Below are 19,032 nucleotides of genomic sequence, written 5' to 3'. Positions count from 1 at the left end.
AATTGGTCATTTTACCATGTGAGATTTAATCATTTTGTCCCAAATACTAAAAAATAATTGTGTTATGTTAAACATCAATAGCTTGCCTTGAACCTATTTTTTTCCGTAATTCAAACTTCTGAATTTTTCCCGTGGAGGTTTTCGGTATAACATCAAAAATTATTTCTTTAGGTACTTTAAAACCAGCTAACGTTTGTCGGCAATGGTCTATTAACTGCGCTTCAGACACATCTACTCCCGTTTTAATCTCAACAAACGCACAAGGAACTTCTCCCCATTTCGGATCCGGTTTAGCAACCACAGCAACCGCTAGCACAGCCGGATGCCTGTAGAGTACATCTTCAATCTCAATTGAAGAAATATTTTCGCCCCCTGAAATAATGATATCTTTACTGCGATCTTTGATTTTAATATAGCCATCAGGATTAACCACTGCCAAGTCACCTGTATGAAACCAACCACCACTAAAAGATTCTTCTGTGGCTTTGGCATTTTTAAGGTATCCCTTCATGGTGATGTTGCCGCGAAACATAATTTCGCCAATGGTTTCACCGTCATGGGGGACAGCTGTCAGTGTCAAAGGATCAAGGACTGTTACTGCTTCTTGTAAATGGTAACGCACACCTTGTCTGGCATTTAATACCGCTCTCTCGCCAATTGGTAAATTCTGCCAATTAGTGTGTTTTACACATACCGCTGCAGGACCATAGGTTTCTGTTAAACCATAGACATGGGTTAAATCAATCCCCATGGTCTCCATCCCCTCAATCATCGCAGCAGGAGGTGCTGCTCCTGCCACCATAGCCTTAATATTAGTGGGCAGTCCAACTTTTAAATGAGTATCAGCATTAATCAGCATGCTGTGAACTATAGGTGCAGCACAATAATGTGTTACCCCTTCTGTTTTCATTAGATTGAGAATGTCTTTGGCATCAATACGCCTGAGACAGATATTAACCCCAGCGCGCGCTGCCACAGTCCAGGCAAAGCACCAACCGTTACAATGAAATAAAGGAAGCGTCCATAAGTACACAGGATGTTTTGGCATGTCCCATTCAAGAATATTTGACAGGGCATTCAACGCAGCGCCGCGATGATGGTATACCACTCCCTTAGGGTTACCCGTTGTCCCTGAAGTATAGTTTAAACAAATAGCATCCCATTCATTGTTGGGTAATGACCAGTTAAATTGAGGATCACCTAACTTTAACAAGGACTCATAATCAATTTGTCCTAATCCTGTTTTATCCCCAGTAAAATTATCATCAGCCACATCAACAATGATTAAATTATCCGTAGAAAAACCATATTTCTCTTCAGCAATATCAAGAGCCTGCTTCATTACCTTGGCATATTCGTGATCCAATAAAATCATCCGTGCTTCACCGTGTTGCAAAATAAAGGCAATGGTGTCCGGTTCAAGTCGTGTATTAATTGTATTTAATACAGCGCCAGACATGGGTACGCCAAAATGCGCTTCAACCATGGCAGGAGTATTAGGTAACATAGCAGCAACAGTATCACCTGGCTTAATACCATACTGGATCAGTGCACTTGCTAAACGCCGGCAACGCTGATAGGTGTCACTCCAATCACGTCTTAATGCACCATAAACTATTGCCGTATGATGGGGGTAGACTTGGGCTGCGCGTTCGATAAATGACAAAGGTGATATTGGGGTAAAGTTGGCCTGGTTTTGATCCAACCCTTGGTTATACATGATGAAACCTCCTCACTGTTTTTTATTTTTTTATTGCATCATATTTTCAGTGTAACCCAATATTTATTCACTGTGAAAAGTGAATATAATTGATCTCATCAGAAAAAGGATAATATAGCGATATGGACAATATAAAAAAACAAGCAATTAAATCAATTATTGTCGCCTCATCAGGTAATTTAGTTGAATGGTTTGATTTTTACATTTTCGCCTTTACCGCCGTCTATTTTGCTAGCGACTTCTTTCCTAAATCAAACCCCACCGTACAGTTATTAAACGTTGCTGGAATCTATGCAGTTGGCTTTTTTATGCGCCCTATTGGTAGTTGGTTTTTTGGCCGACTCGCTGACCGCCACGGGCGTCGACGAGCACTCATCGTTTCAGTCACAATGATGTGTGCAGGCTCCCTCATGGTTGCCATTGTGCCAACCTATTCATCAGTCGGGTATTTTGCTCCTATCTTGTTATTAATGGCACGCCTAATTCAGGGGTTTTCAGTAGGTGGTGAATATGGTGCAACTGCCACTTATATGAGCGAAGTTGCACTAAGTCATCAACGTGGTTTTCTCTCATCTTTTCAGTACGTGACGCTTATTGGTGGACAACTCTTAGCCGTACTCACCATCGTCATTCTCGAAATGATTTTTACTGACGTCCAATTAAAAACGTGGGCATGGCGTATCCCATTTATTATTGGCGCACTCACTGCTATTGCTTCTTTAAAACTACGTAAGTCGATGACAGAAACGCTTACTCATGAATCTCGTACTCATCCCCATGCAGGGAGCATTCACGCACTATTTCGTTATCATAAAAAAGCCTTTATGGTGGTTTTTGGTTTCACTGCAGGCGGATCACTGAGTTTTTATACCTTCACCACCTACATGCATAAGTTTCTAGTCAATACCTCTCACTTACCCATTAAAACAGCAAGCCATGTCATGACTGCAACGTTGTTTGTCTATATGTTAATTCAGCCTGTATTTGGCGCACTATCTGACCGTATTGGTACACGTAAAAGTATGATGCTATTTAGCGGTTTAGGGGCTTTACTGACCTACCCCATTATGACGTTATTGGTGCATGTATCAGACCCATTGAGTGCATTCATACTCATCACCTGCGCCATGGTCATCATCAGCTTCTATACTTCAATTGCAGGAGTTGTAAAGGCTCAATTATTTCCTATTGAATTGCGAGCTCTCGGTGTTGGATTATCCTACGCTGTAGCTAATTCCGTTTTCGGTGGAACCGCTGAGTTTATTGCTTTGTATCTTAAAAATATCAATTTACAAAGTTATTTTTATATTTATGTGACCGTCATACTTTTTATCAGTTTTCTGATCAGCACTATTAGCCTACCTAAACTTAACCTTTACTTATCTAATAAAGATGAATCATGACATTTAATTGGACCAATCCCTATTTAAGTACCAGAGCACCGATTTTCGCTAGAAATATTGTCTCTACCTCACATCCTCTCGCTGCTCAAGCGGGTTTACGTATTTTGCAACAAGGAGGCAATGCTGTGGATGCAACCATTGCTGCCGCCGCCGTGATGACCATCGTGGAACCCGTCTCAAATGGGCTTGGCAGCGATTGTTTTGCTCTCGTATGGGATGGCCAATCATTACAAGGACTCAATGCATCAGGTAGCGCCCCACAGGCTTGGGATCTTAATTACTTCAACCAAAAATATACACCAGGCACGCGCCCCAAACGTGGCTTTGATACTGTGACTATCCCAGGAATGGTAAAGGGGTGGTCATTATTACATGAGCGTTTTGGACGACTTCCTTGGCAAGATCTGTTCTCAAGCGCCATTGATATTGCCAAACGTGGCTTTATGGTCACTCCAGTAGTGGCTAAAAAATGGCAACTCGCTGTCCCAGAACTTCATAACCAACCTGGATTTAAAGAGCATTTCATGCCTTTTGGTCGAGCCCCTCAAACGGGAGAACGCTTTACTATTCCCAGTATTGCTAAGACACTGGATTTAATAGCAAAAGAAGGTGCTGATTGCTTTTATCAAGGAGAAATCGCTCAGCATATCGCTCGTTTTGCTAGAGAGCATGGTGGTGCCATGACTCTTGATGATTTAAGCAACTATTCTGCACTCTGGGTAGAACCCATTCATACCTCCTATGAGGGCTATGAAGTTCATGAAATCCCTCCCAATGGGCAAGGCATTGCAGCTCTCATGGCTCTAGGTATATTGAAACATTGCCCAATAAAAGACTATGCAGTGGATTCAGTAGAAAGCCTTCATCTTCAGATTGAAGCCATGAAACTCGCATTTTTTGACGTTTATCAGCATGTGGCTGATCCCTCTAGCATGACGGTCAGTGTTGAACAGTTATTAGATGAGAATTATCTTAAAGAGCGTGCAAAATTAATCTCTCTTGATAAAGCCTCTACTCTCAAGGGAAGTGTTCCTGCTTTAGGGGGCACAATCTATCTCACAGTGGCAGTTGACATCCTCTCCGACCTAAAGAGCGGAGATTCCCTCAGCAGGGGTTCGATGTCCCGAACCGAAACCAGACTTATACAGGATATTTAACGCAGCATTCACATCACGATCATGTTCAACACCGCAATCAAGACAAGTCCAGCTTCTCATTCCAAGGTCTGCCCTACCTTTCGGACTGCTTTGGGATACGCTCCCGCAGCACGAACAAACCTGGGTGGTGAACCTTTCATTGACTTCCTCAAACCATGCCCCGTGCCTAACGGCTTTGTACGCGAGCGTGTTGCGAAAGAACGACCAGCTTGCATCGAGAACGGACTTGGCCATGCTGGTTTTGGCAAGTCCGGCGGCGTTGACATTCCCTACCGCGATGTAATCAAACTCACGCACGATGCGGGTCGAGAGTTTGTGGTTGAAGTCCTTGCGTCGGTTGGCGATCTTGGCGTGGATTCGTGCAGCGGTTCGCTTTTTTCTGGCTCGTTGCGCGATTCCAAGACGGCTTTCGAGTTTTCGGTATTGCCTTTCGCTGGCGATCTTCTCGCCCGTGGAAAGCGTGGCAAAGTCTTTCAGGCCAAGATCAATGCCAACACCGGATTGGATTGGTCTTGCCTCGGTCTCAGGAATGTCGATCACGATGTTCAGATACCAGTTGCCCAGTCTGTCCTGACTGAAGTTTGTTCCGTCCTTGATTTTGCCTTCAGGGATAGCGCGGGAATTGAAGACGCGAAAGGTGTTGCTGGAAAACCGGAAAGCGTTGCCCTCACGTTTCAGATCACGCCCTTTCAGCGGCACCCATCCGAGAGATCGCTTGTTGCTGCGCCAGCGAAGGTACGGACGATTATGCTGTTTTCTGGACTTGGCATACTGCTCGCAAACAGCGTTGATAGTACCGGCGTGCAGGCCAAGCTCCTTACTGCTCCCAGTGGTCAGTTTGTTCAGATCAAACCCGGTCGGCCAGCGTTTGTTCCACTTGAGCGCCTGCTTCTGAATGTCGTTGCAGTAATTCCAAACCATGTTCACAGCCCGCGACTGCTTGTTCAGCAAACCATTGAGAGACTTTACGCGGTAACGGTAAACGAGGATCACTTTTCGCGTTCCTTGCGTTTCAGATACTCCTCGACGGCCCGCCGGATATGCTCCGACATAGTAATCCCGGTCTTGTCTGCAAGCGCACGAAGACGGTCAAGAAATTGCAATGGCAGGAATATGTTAGATCGTTTCATACCTGCCGATTATACACACATCACAGCGGATTTCAAGCGTTCCACCGGGACGCCCGCTCTACCTCCTCGGCCTGAACGCCGTGGTTTCTCGCGGAGAATACGATGAACAAGGCATGATGGTATCTTTCATACAAAGTAACTATATGGGATTTGGTTCAGGGGTGGTGGTAGATAAATATGGCATTAGCTTACAAAATCGTGGCTATGGCTTTTCACTAAACAAGCACTCGCCCAATGTGGTTGTTCCAGGTAAAAGACCTTTTCACACCATTATTCCTGGCTTTGTTACCCGTCAAAACGAACAAGGAGACACTGAACCTGTCATGAGTTTTGGAGTAATGGGTGGGGATATGCAACCTCAAGGGCATGTGCAGACTTTAGTAAGGATGCTAAATTATAAACAGCAACCACAAACTGCATGTGATGCACCACGCTGGAAGGTAAATCGAGATTTTTCTCTTGATTTTGAGTCGTCTATGACACCCAGCACCATTCAATCATTAATTAACAAGGGACATCATCAACAACCCCTTTTCGATCCATATATGGATTTTGGAGCAGGACAATTTATTTGGCGCTTAAGTAACAATCCAGATGATGGTTATGTGGCAGCGAGTGACCCCAGACGCGACGGCCAAGCGGTGGGTTTTTAACACGCTAATGTACGTATAGCTATACTAATTAGTCCATCAGATAATCTAAATTAGATTATTTTTGATGAGGTGTAATATGTTGCGCTGCTTATTTCATGGTTGCCGATCCACTAACCTCAACCATATTGGCAAAGATAAATACCAATGTAATGATTGTCATCGAGTGTTTATAATCAAAGCTGAAGAAAGAAAATCCTCTAATAGCGGATTTCGCGATAGGTTACATAAACACCCAAATCGCCCATTAACTCGTTGATGACTCTATTTTAAGGAAGATGAATGCTAAATTGGTTTACTGAGGGCGGTAAAAACTACGCTCATTATCGACCTCACTATCCAGTAGCGCTTAGCCATTATTTGTCAACCTTAACGCCTCATCATGAATGCGCTATTGATGTGGGGTGTGGGAGCGGTCAATTAACTCAATTACTGTCATCTCATTTTCAATCAGTATTAGGAATGGATCCCAGCTTTGATCAGTTACAGCATGCTATTAAACACCCCAGCATTCAATATCAGACCGCTTCAGCAGAACAATTACCTCTCAAACATCACTGCGCTGATTTACTGACTGCTGCACAGGCTGCTCATTGGTTTAATCTAGATCTGTTCTACTCTGAAGTAAAAAGAGTACTGAAACCCAGTGGTGTGTTGGCTTTAATTAGTTATGGGGTATTACGAATTGACTCTGCGGACATAAATGAACTATTCCAACAGTTCTACTATGAAGATATCGCCACCTTTTGGCCACCCGAGAGACGTTTAGTAGATGAAGGATACAAAACACTTCCCTTCCCTTTTACAGAGGTTACCACGCCTATTTTACATATTGAGCTTGAATGGAATCTGATGGAGTTGGTTGGCTATATTAGTACGTGGTCTGCTACAAAAAGAATACTTGCAGAAAACAAAGACCATCTACTTAATGACTTTTTTACTTCTCTTCAACACTACTGGCCAGAACAAGAAGCCAAATTATCAGTCAGTTGGCCCATTAATCTACGTGTTGGAAAATTAGTTTAGTAACCCATAAGTCACAAACAATCTATTAGTTGTTGATCCAGAATGGGATAGCTTAAAAAAGCTTTTCTTTTTACACCACATTCTGGATCTTAATCTCAACCTTTTTCACTATCTCTGAGACACTAATCTTCAAAGTCTGAGGTATCACGTACCGCACCCTTATCAGCTGAGGTCGCAAATTTGGCATACACTTTGAGAGCAGTAGACACTTTACGGGGTCTTGGCTTCACTGGCTTCCATCCCAACTGATTTTGTTCAATACGGCGTTGGTTTAATTCATCATCACTCACTAGTACATTAATACTACGCTGAGGGATATCGATACGAATTCGATCGCCGTTTCTAACCAAACCAATCGCACCCCCTGCGGCAGCCTCAGGAGAACAATGCCCAATAGATAATCCTGATGTGCCACCGGAAAAACGTCCGTCGGTAAGTAATGCGCAGGCTTTACCTAATCCTTTTGATTTTATATAACTTGTTGGATAAAGCATCTCTTGCATGCCAGGCCCACCCTTAGGTCCTTCATAACGAACCACCACAACATCACCCGCTTTCACTTTATCATTTAAAATATTCTCAACCGCCTCCTCCTGCGACTCCACCACATGTGCGGGGCCTTCGAATACGAGCAAACTGTCATCAACACCAGCGGTTTTCACCACACATCCGTCAAGAGCAATATTGCCACGTAAGACTGCTAATCCCCCCTCACTACTGAAAGCATGCTCGACAGAACGGATACATCCTTGAGCACGATCGGTATCAAGAGTCGGCCAGCGAGTATTTTGACTAAAAGCAACTTGACTTGGGATGCCTGCAGGGCCTGCTTTATAAAAAGTTTGTACCGTCTCAGATACATGCCCCATAATGTCCCACTCTTTTAATGCTTCCCCCATGGTTGTTGCATGGATCGTTGGTACATCAGTATGTAATTTTCCGGCACGGTTGAGTTCAGCCAATATAGCCATAATGCCACCTGCCCGATGGACATCTTCAATATGGTATTTATTGGTATTGGGTGCCACTTTACAGAGTTGTGGGACCACTCTAGACATACGATCAATATCTGCCATGGTGAATGGAATTTGCGCTTCTTGAGCAATGGCCAGCAAATGTAATATGGTATTAGTAGAACCACCCATAGCAATATCTAGCGCAATGGCATTTTCAAAAGCCTTAAATCCAATTGATCGTGGAAGAACTGTACTATCTTCTCGTTCATAGTAACGTTTAGCAAGTTCTACAATATGTTGCCCCGCTCTTTTGAAAAGTTGTTCACGATCAGCGTGGGTCGCAACCACTGTCCCGTTACCAGGAAAAGATAAACCCAATGCTTCTGTGAGGCAGTTCATGGAGTTGGCAGTGAACATACCAGAACATGATCCACAAGTTGGACAGGCAGAGCGTTCCACTTCGGCAAGATCTGTGTCAGAGACTTTACTATCAGCTGCCATTACCATGGCATCAATTAAATCAAGTTTTTTGATTTCAACGGTATTAGTCGTTGGATTGGCAAGACGTACGCGCCCTGCTTCCATTGGACCACCCGATACAAAAATAACAGGGATGTTAAGGCGCATAGCTGCCATCAACATGCCTGGTGTAATTTTATCGCAATTAGAAATACAAACTAATGCATCAGCACAGTGAGCATTAACCATATATTCAACGCTATCGGCGATTAACTCACGACTTGGGAGGCTATAGAGCATGCCATCGTGTCCCATAGCAATACCGTCATCCACTGCAATTGTATTAAACTCTTTAGCTACCCCACCTGCTTTCTCAATCTCGCGAGCTACTAACTGCCCTAAGTCTTTTAAATGCACATGACCAGGTACGAACTGAGTAAAAGAATTAGCTACAGCAATAATAGGTTTATTAAAATCACCATCTTTCATGCCTGTTGCACGCCACAAGGAACGTGCTCCAGCCATATTACGGCCATGCGTGGAGGTATGAGAACGATATTTAGGCATAACACTATCCGCTTAATGAATATGAACTATTAAATAGTAAAAGATATCACGAAAACTATCTTCTATGGGAAATCGAATACAACGACACTAATTGGTTTTGATGAGTTGATTACTAGAAATTATCAATATCGCTTCTCATGACTTAGTATATGAAAAGTAATTATATTCAACTATCCTGAAAGATACCGCCCCGACCAGCGGATTCGCATCGATCCAATCGATGAAGGCCAGTCGATCGTAATCTGACCACAACTTCACGGTATGCTTCTGGAATGTTGGAGACTCGATTACGGTGCTATGAATCATGATTAAACGTGTTTCCCGTAGTTTATCAAATCCTACCGCAACGAGTAGACAAAACTGATGAGTTAACAGCCGCAAAATCAATTGGCTAGGAAACTAATCCCGGGTAAGTACGTCAATGATAGGCGCAGGGTTAGGTCGAAGCCTGCGTCGCATTGACTAATTAGATCGCCTATAAATACACGTAACAACTACCCTGAAAGATACCTGCTTATCCCTTCCTTGAGAGATAAAATTAAAACAGGATAGATCATTTGCTACAACCCCGGACAGATTACTTGTTCTCTAAAGGCTATTTGGGGTCAATTGACATTTGTATCTAAATGGATACAATGATCATATGCCTTACATCATCCAACAAACCGAGTCATTTGAAGCATGGCACGATGCCGTTTAAGATATCCGCGCCAAAGTAGCAATCGCTAGGCGTATTGAGCGCGCAGAAAATGGCAATTTGGGTGATGTGAAGTCTGTAGGTGATGGTGTGTCAGAGATGCGTATTGATGTGGGTGCTGGTTATCGGGTGTACTACATAATGAGAGAGCGGGTCATGGTGATCTTGTTGGCAGGTGGAACCAAAAGTACACAGCAATCAGATATTAAAAAGGCTATTGAATTGGCTAAGGAGTTTTAATTATCAAAAAAACACAAAAACTAAAAGCATTTGATATCACTCGCCATCTAGATAGCGAAGAGGCCATTGCAGAATATTTGTCCCAAGTATTGGAAGATGGTGACAATGATGAGCTTATTCGCTCACTAGGCCATATTGCTAAAGCTAAAGGTATGGCTGTAGTTGCTAAAGACTCTGGCTTAGGCCGTGAAAGTCTCTACAAAGCATTAAGTCCAGGCTCACAACCTCGTTTTGAAACTATCACTAAAGTTATTAATGCTTTGGGCTTAAAGATCAGCATTCACACTTAATTTGATTTTGAATACATCAACATAGATAGTTTTGGTCCGCATTCGATGCCATGAAAAGTATCACGTTCAGAAAATTTCATGCGGTGCTCAACTCTTGAGACAACTCGGGATGCTTGATGATCAGCCGAAGCAGGCACAGCACCCCTCCCGGAGGGGAGAACCGACCTTGCTCCCAGTCACGCAACGTTGCCACGGGGGTCTCAATGCGCTCGGCGAACGCGGATTGCGTCAACCCGGTCTTCTCCCGCGCTTGACGCACGATGATCTGCTCCGGAGTTGTGACACGCCCAAGTCCTGCCTTCGCCTCTGCAAGTGCTTGCCGCAAATCAAGAAATGCCTCACCGGCATCGGCCTCGATAGCCGTCGCCACCTTCTCTACGTCGATTTTCTTGATACCCATTTCACACCACCTTTTTGATTTCGGCGGGAAGCATGTTGGCGCGTTCAGCTTTGGCATACACCGCTACCAGCAACACCACTTCCTGCTCAGTCAGATTAAAGTAGATCACCCGCGCACCGCTTGACTTGCCAGATCCTGCACGGCTCCAGCGAACCTTGCGTGCGCCATCCGCACCTGGGATCACATCCCCGGCCAGCGGGTTCGCTGCAATCCAGTCGATGAAGACCAGCCGCTCGTCCTCTGACCACAGCTTCTCGGCCTGCTTCTGAAATGTCGGGGTTTCGATCACTGTTCACATGTATAATTTTATACTGGATTCCCGTATCTTGTCAAGCAGCCATCCTGTCTTTCAAGGATTGCCACCGTACCTCGCGATACCATGAGGGCCGTCCAGTCCGATTAGTGGTATCCCCCCGCATACTGCCGATTGCTTTGCTACCACCATGAAAAATGCCATTGATGACGCAAGCGCAATCATCAATGGCATTAGATATATTCAACAACATCAATACGTTAAAAAACGACTTCACTCCCACTCAATAGTAACGTAAGTAATTTCATGTTTATTTTCAATCACTTACGACTCCGTTAATAGTGCTGTGTAACTTTTGTGCAAGTTACCTTGGTTAATGCGTCCTTAGAAAAAATAAAAACGCTTACAGAATCAACATTTTACACTTTGAGGGGTTACACGGTGTGCAGGAGCACAAAACTTAGTGACGCACTATAGCCCTACTCTAACCATTTAAGCTATCTCTCATCAACGTGTGCAAGGATGACATGCGATCATCCACAACCAACCAAAACCATGCGATTTTGATTCGTTTGGTGGAGTTTCGGCAGTCTCTAGTATTCGCTAGTCAGCATCACAATCCACATGCTTCCATCCCAAACGCCGTAAAGCGTAACGCTTGCAAGCGGAAAGTCTGTGTACTCAATATGCTGCTGTGCCAACTGATTGCCGTTGCCATCTTCGATAACGACTTTTGCACCTGCACCCACACGAGTCAGCTTCAGTACGGTGAAGCTTTCCTGCTCGCCGTGAACGCCAATTAAGTGCGAAGCATAAAGATCAAGCAGCCAATAGCATTTAGCTTCATCGGCAAGGAACTTCACGCCGTCTGTGACGACAAGATTGCCGTTCGTTCTGTAATAGTGCTCCGTACCAGTGAACTGACGCAGTGCCGATTCAATTTCAAGCGATGCTTTATTTGTCATGGTTGTGCCATCACTTGAGCTAGACGCTGTTGATCGTTTCTAAGCTTGAGTCGCAAAGCCGCTTCTTTTGCACGTTTTTGTGCCGCCTTAGCTTGTTGCTTCATAGCTGTCACATTCTGTTGTGCAGTGTTCGTAAATTCCATAGCTCGCATAGCAAGTCCTCCTTGTTTATTTATGGATATGACGAGCTGACAGTTTTGAGATTGCCAGCTCGTACAGCAATTCACTTAACAAACAAGTTACGGATTTGTCCCGACACAGCTTCAATCTGAGCGTCTAGCTCTCCTGCTAGAACAGCAGCGTTGACCGTTTCAAGTGCTTCGATTAAGCCTGCCGGACTAGTCACTTCGATAGCCGTTTTGCCTTTACTCAATTCGATGACTTTTGCTCCGTATCGAATGGCAATGCAGACCTTGCCGTTTTCACCAACAAACCACCAAGGCTTGATGCGTTTTAGCTGAGTCACAACAACACGTTCACCGTCGGCGTTCGTGACAGTCTTAGTGCGTGTCGGAGCGTATGTACCGCCTTCGCTTTGTGCTGTAGCGAGCTGGATTTGCTCGAACAGCTTGCTGCTGAGTTTGTTGCGACGATGTACAACAGGCGGTTGATTTGTAGGTTTTTTAGCTGCTACGAGTTTGAGTGATGCAAGCGTTGCCATTGTTTTTCCTTTCGTTATTTACAGGGCAACACAACTTTATTTTCTGATCGCCAGCATGGACAACCGAAAAGATAGGCTTTGAATAGATCAGATTCAGAAATAAAGCGTATTCATATCAGCGAGACTAAATAAAAATACAAGCAAGGCTAAGGTTGGCACGCCGATTGTCATAGTGCTGCGTAATCCGTTCTGATGTGTGACGGTAAGCAAACGAACTTCTTGCTGTTCGCCTCATCGCACTACCCAGCTGATGGCTGGCTGCCTTAAACGACGCTCCTCTGTAGCAGTCTCGTTTGCGATGTTGGAATGGTTGGTAATGCAGCAATGCATGAATATAGGCTTATAAATTTAGGCTGAAAGTGAGTGGGAACGCCAATGAAATAAACCCACAAGCCGTCTGCAACGGTTCCTGATATAGACCGCAGATTGGCTGTGTAAGACGGCACGTAATAGGAGATAGCAATACCTGCCTTCCTTGTAATCAAGGTTGTGTGTTATCAGTTGTTCGAAAGACCTCGGTGAAAGGTTTGAACATGAGTCAAGCCCTTTAGCAGGGCTTGGCTTGTGCTTCCTAGTGAAAGAAGAAAAAAGACGGAATGTATTTCGATGCGAACGAATGTGAGTGTGAGAAATACAGAACGTTGATTGCACGAAGTGCGATCATTAAAGTACCGTGACACGATGACACAACGAACAAGTGAACGATGACACGCTTAAGCGTATAAAGTTCGTGCATAATTTAAAAAATGCACGATTTTTTTACGCCTAATGAAAGATCGCAATGAACGCCAAAAACAAGCCAAAGACGCTCAACGATATTAGAAAAGCCATAGCTAAAGCCAACAATCAACGAAAGCTTCGTAAGCTGTCACTTGCTGAAAGCAAAACAGCCGAAAAGCTCAAAACAATGATCGCTTCCCTAAAGTCGGGAAAAAATGTTCAAAACAGGCAGTTGAAAACTTGGCTGACAGCCACTCAATATCAAGACATGCTCTACAACTGGGACGCTCAAAGGTCTTTACGTCAAGAATCGAAGGAAAAGCCCGAGCCAATCAAAAAATATGAAAAATTGCTTCGTGTTGCTATCTTCTCGTACAACAAAGCAGATGCATTTAGCAGGCACGGCAAACACAGCACAGCAAAAAAGCTAGTCAACCAAACGGATGGCCACTTTGAGCGTGTTTTAGAGCATCTTGAAGAAATAATTCAGATTGACCCTAGCCTAAAAGCTTGGTTTGATCGTCCAATTAGTTTTGGTCATAAAAGCGACCTAGGACTTGATTTTGATAGCGTGCCTCGTGTCATCGTGTCACGGAGTCACTTCGGTCAGTCAACTAAATCGTCCGTGCTTTCATTTCAAAGCAAGCAAGATGTAAAGCTTCAATCCGTAGAAGCAGCGTTGAATGAGTTGCTGTATGAAACGCCCGAAAAAGACGTTTCATCCAGCACAAAATTAGCCAAGCTTCTCGAAGTAATGAACGAGCAAGATGATGATTAGCCAACAATCTCCATCAGCTTGCCGTAGCTATCAACCACGTCATATTTGACCTTGGAAGCGTCAACCGTCTTGTTTATTTCCTCAAAAAACTTACGGGCACAGTTGATCTTAGATTTTTCAATCTCGCTTAGCTGCATGGTCGACATTGAGCCTTTAGTCTCGGCGACAAAGTAAATGTGCTTGACGCTGCCTTGCTTGAACGAAATAGCCCAATCGGGGTTGTACGAGCCTACAGGTGTAGGAATGAAAAATCCCCTAGGCAGCTTGGCATAGACAACAACTTCATCACTTGTATCCAGTTCGGTCACAAAGCGACGCTCAACGTCAGAATCTGTAACAACGTAGTCATAAATATGTCGCTTGAGCTGTGCCCCTGCTTTTGAAAAGTCCTGCTTGCTCTGAGAGCTAGTGAAAATATCAATGTCATGCGTTTCAGCAATCGGATCGTAGGTCAGATGCTCAATGATGCATGTTGCCTTTTGTTCATTTATCAGACGACTAGCTTCAGCAATAAAGTGTTCGGGATTCGTCTTGAACTGTGCAAAGACAGCCACAGAAACGCCCTTAAGAATATTGGCAATGGTAGATCGCGTAAGCTGTGTCGCTTCTGCAATTTTCCCAACCAAGTCATACTTGACCGACGAATGCACTGACACACGCTCTGTAGCCGTTTCAGTCTCAGTCAGCTTAAATGCATCCCCACGTTTCACATCTTCATAGGTAGCCACAGCTTCCTGTTCGCCACGATGTACGGTGTACTGCAATGGTGCAACTCGAAGCTCAGTATCAAGAGTAGCAACACTCTTGGAAACAAGCTCGGCACTGTCAAAGTGAACGCTGTAAGCAGCTTTACGATTGATCCTGTTCCAAAGCTCTTTAAATTCCTTCTTCTCAAAGTTTGAATTTAAAGGGTTCGTTTTAGCTCCCCTGTCGTTTTCAGGTAAAGGAATTTGAGCCTCATTGAATACGCTGTCGATCAATGCAAAAACTTGCTCGGCATACGGCTTTAGTTCATCAGGCAAAGCTGCAACAGTGCCATTACGCTTGTCTTCGTGGTACTTCTCAGCAACACGATCTGCATCGTCTGTGTAGTCATTTTTCAGAAGGTACTTGTAGATTTGCTTGGCGATCTGAGGTGTTACCTCAACGTCACCACTTTCAAGCTTAAGCACCTTGCCTGCGAAATATGACTCACTAGCAACGCGAGGCCGCTCAGACAGAGAATCGCTAATGTCACGCTGTAAAGCAGTTACAAAGTCTTTGTAGCTCTCGCTAGCAACCACTGTCAGCACGTTCACTTGGTGAACGGTTGCAGGATTGTCCATGCGATCACCATGCTGGTTTACAGACAAACGCAGCCCTCGACCAACTTCTTGACGACGTGAAATTGTGTTGTCGCTGTGCTTCAAGGTGCAGATTACAAAGACGTTGGGATTGTCCCAACCTTCACGCAAAGCAGAATGAGAGAAGATAAAACGCACAGGCTCAGCAAACGACAGAAGACGCTCTTTGTCCTTAAGAATCAAGTCATACGCATCAACGTCGTCTGCCTCAGTCGATTTCTTGCTTGTCTCAGGATCAACAAGCCGCTTAGTCTTTTTATCAATCGAAAAGTAGCCGCTGTGTGTTTGATCTGTATGAATGCCCTTAAGGTATGCGTTGTATGCAGTGTCCTCAAGCGTTAGAACCTCGTTCAACGCAAGGTTGTACTCTTCTTCAAAAATGCGGGCGTAGTCGCCCTTCTCATCGTCTTGGCTGTAGTCACGGTACTTCACAACCTCGTCGATAAAGAACAAGCTCAAAACCTTAATGCCTTGATGGAAGAGCACCTGCTCTTTCTCGAAGTGAGCTTTGATTGCTTCACGGATCTGAATACGACGTAAAGATGACTCACTCACATCACCTACAGCTTCGCCTGCCAGTAGCTCAACGCCGTTCGTAAAGCTCACAGTGTCAGTGTTCGCGTTAATGTCTGAAATTACATAGCCGTCACGGTATTGGTCTAACTCATTTGATTCATCGAAAAGGTTTTGCCCCTTAGTCAGCTTTCGAACGACACGCTTAATGCCGTTGTTCTGCTTTACTTCAAATTCAATGCGAGCTTCGGGCGGCTTGCTTGCACTTACCTGAATGCTTTCAAGGTAAAGATAGCTGTTTGTTCCCGACAAACCTTTTACTGAAATGCCACGTACCGCAATTTTCTTAACTAGTTTTTGGTTGTACGCATCCAGTGCATCAAGACGATGAATCTTGTTATGCGTTGTTTTGTGTGTCGCAGAGTAGCGAAGCAGCATCAAGGGATTAAATTCTTTCAAAGAATCTAGAGTCTTAGCACCCTCCATCTTCTGCGGCTCATCCAATATCATGATCGGCCTATTGCCTTTGATCACATCAATCGGTCTGCGTGACTGAAATTCATCTAGCTCTTCGTAAATCCTACGAGCATCCTTGCCTGTTGCATTGAAGGCTTGAACGTTGATGACCATTACGTTAATCCCTGCATCAGACGAATAGCTCTCAAGGTTGTGAAGCTGCTTAGAGTTGTAGATAAAGAAACGTGCCTTCTTGCCGTAGCTTTCTAGGAAATGGTCTGCTGTAATTTGAAGAGACTTGTACACACCCTCCCGAATCGCAATGCTCGGCACGACGATGATGAACTTGCTCCATCCGTAGAGCTTGTTCAGCTCAAAAATTGTCTTGATGTAGCAATAGGTCTTGCCAGTACCCGTCTCCATTTCAATGTCCAAATTGATGGGACAGACCTTGGTAGTCGCAAGATTTGGAGAAATTGCAAGGTTCTGACTACGCTGAACCTGCGTAATGTTTTCTAAGACTTTGCTTTGGGGAATAGACAGTTCAGCATTCTTAAAGCCCATCTCAAAGAGCCTTGCCTGCTCTGTACCAGCAGGAGCTTGCCCCGGATCGACACGATACTGAACACCGCTTCCATTAGATTGCCCTGCAAAGCAATCTACAACAGATTGCACTGCCTGCGTCTGATAGCCCTGTACTTTGAATTTAAGCTTCATCGTCAGGCCTTAGATGCACTTAACTTCTGTGCTTGGTGAAAGCAGCTTGAAGATTTGCTCGACGTTAATCTTCACGCTATCGGACTTAAAGCCAGCATCACGGAAAACAACTCGCAAGGGTTGACGCTTTGCAAGCTCTTTAACAAAGTCTTCATCAACACCACCCTGCTTGTCAAAACAAGCTACAAGTGCATTCTGATCCACAAAAAATACTGACTTACCTTGAATCATCTCGCTGGAAATTGGTAAAGAAAGATCTACACCCCAATCGAGCAGCACTTGAAAAAGCAAGTCCTCAGCAGTTCTATCACTACGAACGTTGTCTTCTTGCTCACTCAACAAATCCTGTGAAACAGCATCAGGGTTGTAATATATTTCTGAAAAATTAGATGCATCAAGTTTTAGAACGCGAAATCCGATATCTTTACTCCATTCAATAAGAGGTGCACTTTCTAAAATTGCCTTACCCGCCCGACGGATACGTTCCCTAGAAATGTCAGTTATAAATTTATATCCCGCTTTCGCAGCATCGCTTTTCTCGGTGCATGGCTCAGGAATCTGAATCAAAATAAAGCGACGACTGCCATTTGTCTCTGCATTTAATTGCATTACAGCATGTGCGGTAGTCCCCGAACCAGCAAAAAAATCCAAGACTATGTCATCATTATCTACACCACATATTTTCTGCAGCCAAATGATTAGATTTTTTGGCTTTGAAAAGTCAAAAGGAATATCAAGTTTGATTAAATCTTTTGACGCCTCTGAATTTGGGTATCTATCTAAAAATGTTACAGGCCGCATACCACTAACCAGCCTATCCTTTAGATAAATTTTTGTATAGATATTCCACTTTGACTGCTTTCCATCTTCATCAATTAATGGTGAAGTTTTAGTCTCTTTGAATACAACAAGATCTTTGCTAACCATTTCATGAAATGAAGGTTCAATTACTCTCCAGCGTTTATTTTCAGGTGGAATGCATTTCGATCCATCTGGACATGTAATGAAATAACGTGCATTCCTACTTCGCTCTAAAGTCAAAGACGGTTGATAAAGTCCAACTATATTGTATTTGCTGTAAGAGTCTTCGTGCTTAAATAGTTTGATGTAGTCTTCGTCTTCCTGAGACTCTTGATCACTAAAGCCATTTAAATCTTCCTTAGATTTAGCATATACAAGTATGTATTCATGGGAAGGAGAGAAAAATTCTCCGCTATTGCTAGTTAATTTGGATTTTTTAGCAACAACACCAACCAAATTAGATTCGCCGAATATTTCATCACACAATTTTTTTAAGTTTGCTTGCTCATTATCATCAATAGATATGCAAATAACACCATCATCCCTCAATAAATTACGTGCCAACTTTAAGCGTGGATAAATCATATTAAGCCAATCAGAATGAAATCGGCCATTAGATTCGGTATTACTTACCAATCTCCCGCCATCAGCATCCACTTGATTTGATCGTTCAAAATATAATTCCAGATCTTCCGTAAAGTTATCCTTGTACACAAAATCATTGCCAGTGTTATAAGGAGGATCAATGTAAATCATTTTCACCTTCCCTAAATATGTCTCTTGAAGCATTTTTAGTACATCAAGATTGTCACCTTCAATAAAAATATTTTTTGTAGAATCAAAACCAATGCTCTCCTCTCGCGAAGGCCTTAGAGTTTTAGCGATTGGCGAATTAGCAGTTAGAAGAGCCGCCCTCTTGCCTGGCCAGTTAATCTGATACCTCTCAGTAATTCCATCAACTACTGCCGCAGATAACTCTTGCTTCAATAAATCAAAGTCTATTTTTTTTGATAAATTACCGTTTTTATCAAATGCTTCGACGACGCAACTAGGAAACAATCTAAATATTGATTCAATATTTAGATCTGTAATATTTGCTGAATGCATTTTCATTTTTTCCATCTCATATC

At 43.6% G+C, this 19,032-nt stretch carries 17 protein-coding genes and 2 pseudogenes; 7 read left to right on the top strand and 12 right to left on the bottom strand.

The annotated features are described in order from the left end of the window. Positions 1-67: 67 nt before the first annotated feature. Positions 68-1,720, bottom strand: a complete 1,653-nt coding sequence (locus tag FV185_RS02920) for an acyl-CoA synthetase (RefSeq protein WP_067493376.1) — start codon at positions 1,718-1,720, stop codon at positions 68-70. A gap of 122 nt (positions 1,721-1,842) precedes the next feature. Between FV185_RS02920 and FV185_RS02915 the strand changes: the two genes are divergently transcribed. Next, complete coding sequence (locus FV185_RS02915; RefSeq protein WP_067493374.1) at positions 1,843-3,123, top strand: MFS family transporter; 1,281 nt, start codon at positions 1,843-1,845, stop codon at positions 3,121-3,123. Then, positions 3,117-4,190, top strand: a pseudogene (locus tag FV185_RS02910) (gamma-glutamyltransferase family protein); the annotation flags it as partial. The gene FV185_RS02915 and the pseudogene FV185_RS02910, both read left to right, overlap by 7 nt. Before the next feature lie 18 nt (positions 4,191-4,208). Here FV185_RS02910 and FV185_RS09390 read toward each other — a convergent pair. Beyond that, positions 4,209-5,273, bottom strand: coding sequence for an RNA-guided endonuclease InsQ/TnpB family protein (locus FV185_RS09390; protein WP_082786999.1), 1,065 nt, complete (start codon positions 5,271-5,273; stop codon positions 4,209-4,211). Further along, a complete protein-coding gene (locus FV185_RS09850) occupies positions 5,270-5,410 on the bottom strand; it encodes a ribbon-helix-helix domain-containing protein (RefSeq protein WP_082786998.1) in 141 nt (46 codons plus the stop codon). The genes FV185_RS09390 and FV185_RS09850 overlap by 4 nt, the downstream gene beginning before the upstream one ends. Before the next feature lie 101 nt (positions 5,411-5,511). Between FV185_RS09850 and FV185_RS02900 the strand changes: the two are divergent. Together FV185_RS02900 and FV185_RS02895 are read left to right on the top strand one after the other, a co-directional pair. Next, positions 5,512-6,063, top strand: a pseudogene (locus tag FV185_RS02900) (gamma-glutamyltransferase); the annotation flags it as partial. 279 nt (positions 6,064-6,342) lie between these two features. Further along, positions 6,343-7,086, top strand: coding sequence for a class I SAM-dependent methyltransferase (locus FV185_RS02895; RefSeq protein WP_067493369.1), 744 nt, complete (start codon positions 6,343-6,345; stop codon positions 7,084-7,086). A 122-nt stretch (positions 7,087-7,208) separates the two neighbouring features. Here the strand turns inward: FV185_RS02895 and ilvD are convergent, their stop codons facing one another. Beyond that, positions 7,209-9,068, bottom strand: coding sequence for a dihydroxy-acid dehydratase (gene ilvD / locus FV185_RS02890; RefSeq protein WP_067493367.1), 1,860 nt, complete (start codon positions 9,066-9,068; stop codon positions 7,209-7,211). 703 nt (positions 9,069-9,771) lie between these two features. On the opposite strand from ilvD, the gene FV185_RS02885 reads away from it, so the two are divergent. Together FV185_RS02885 and FV185_RS02880 are read left to right on the top strand one after the other, a co-directional pair. Beyond that, positions 9,772-10,005, top strand: coding sequence for a type II toxin-antitoxin system RelE/ParE family toxin (locus FV185_RS02885; protein WP_197457766.1), 234 nt, complete (start codon positions 9,772-9,774; stop codon positions 10,003-10,005). 2 nt (positions 10,006-10,007) lie between these two features. Further along, a complete protein-coding gene (locus FV185_RS02880) occupies positions 10,008-10,295 on the top strand; it encodes an addiction module antidote protein (RefSeq protein ID WP_067493365.1) in 288 nt (95 codons plus the stop codon). 76 nt (positions 10,296-10,371) lie between these two features. On the opposite strand, the gene FV185_RS02875 is transcribed toward FV185_RS02880, so the two are convergent. The 6 genes from FV185_RS02875 to FV185_RS02860 form a co-directional block, all read right to left on the bottom strand. Then, on the bottom strand, positions 10,372-10,695 hold the full coding sequence (locus tag FV185_RS02875; protein ID WP_067493363.1) for a helix-turn-helix domain-containing protein: 324 nt from the start codon (positions 10,693-10,695) through the stop codon (positions 10,372-10,374). A gap of 1 nt (position 10,696) precedes the next feature. Continuing rightward, complete coding sequence (locus FV185_RS02870) at positions 10,697-10,984, bottom strand: DNA-binding protein (RefSeq protein WP_197457732.1); 288 nt, start codon at positions 10,982-10,984, stop codon at positions 10,697-10,699. 60 nt (positions 10,985-11,044) lie between these two features. Beyond that, positions 11,045-11,182, bottom strand: a complete 138-nt coding sequence (locus FV185_RS09535; protein WP_156474159.1) for a hypothetical protein — start codon at positions 11,180-11,182, stop codon at positions 11,045-11,047. A 359-nt stretch (positions 11,183-11,541) separates the two neighbouring features. Next, positions 11,542-11,913, bottom strand: a complete 372-nt coding sequence (locus FV185_RS02865) for a DUF6876 family protein (RefSeq protein WP_067493362.1) — start codon at positions 11,911-11,913, stop codon at positions 11,542-11,544. Further along, entirely contained in the window at positions 11,910-12,065 is a 156-nt protein-coding gene (locus FV185_RS09530) for a hypothetical protein (protein WP_156474158.1), read from the bottom strand. Before FV185_RS09530 ends, FV185_RS02865 begins: the two co-directional genes overlap by 4 nt. A 71-nt stretch (positions 12,066-12,136) precedes the next feature. Beyond that, positions 12,137-12,574 carry a DUF6641 family protein gene (locus FV185_RS02860; RefSeq protein ID WP_067493360.1) on the bottom strand — a complete coding sequence of 146 codons (438 nt, stop codon included), beginning with the start codon at positions 12,572-12,574 and terminating at the stop codon, positions 12,137-12,139. A 781-nt stretch (positions 12,575-13,355) separates the two neighbouring features. Here FV185_RS02860 and FV185_RS02855 point away from each other — a divergent pair. Next, on the top strand, positions 13,356-14,072 hold the full coding sequence (locus FV185_RS02855; RefSeq protein WP_067493358.1) for a hypothetical protein: 717 nt from the start codon (positions 13,356-13,358) through the stop codon (positions 14,070-14,072). Here FV185_RS02855 and FV185_RS02850 read toward each other — a convergent pair. Both FV185_RS02850 and FV185_RS02845 read right to left on the bottom strand, forming a co-directional pair. Beyond that, positions 14,069-17,101: a type III restriction-modification system endonuclease gene (locus FV185_RS02850; RefSeq protein WP_067493356.1), complete on the bottom strand. Its 3,033-nt coding sequence runs from the start codon at positions 17,099-17,101 to the stop codon at positions 14,069-14,071. The genes FV185_RS02855 and FV185_RS02850 overlap by 4 nt on opposite strands. A gap of 9 nt (positions 17,102-17,110) precedes the next feature. Further along, on the bottom strand, positions 17,111-19,024 hold the full coding sequence (locus FV185_RS02845) for a site-specific DNA-methyltransferase (RefSeq protein WP_067493354.1): 1,914 nt from the start codon (positions 19,022-19,024) through the stop codon (positions 17,111-17,113). Positions 19,025-19,032 lie beyond the last annotated feature (8 nt).

The sequence above is a fragment of the Ferrovum sp. PN-J185 genome, from assembly GCF_001581925.1.
In the GTDB taxonomy this organism is placed as follows: domain Bacteria; phylum Pseudomonadota; class Gammaproteobacteria; order Burkholderiales; family Ferrovaceae; genus PN-J185.
Note: the sequence above shows the minus strand (reverse complement) of the source record. Positions and strands in the feature narration are given on the sequence as shown.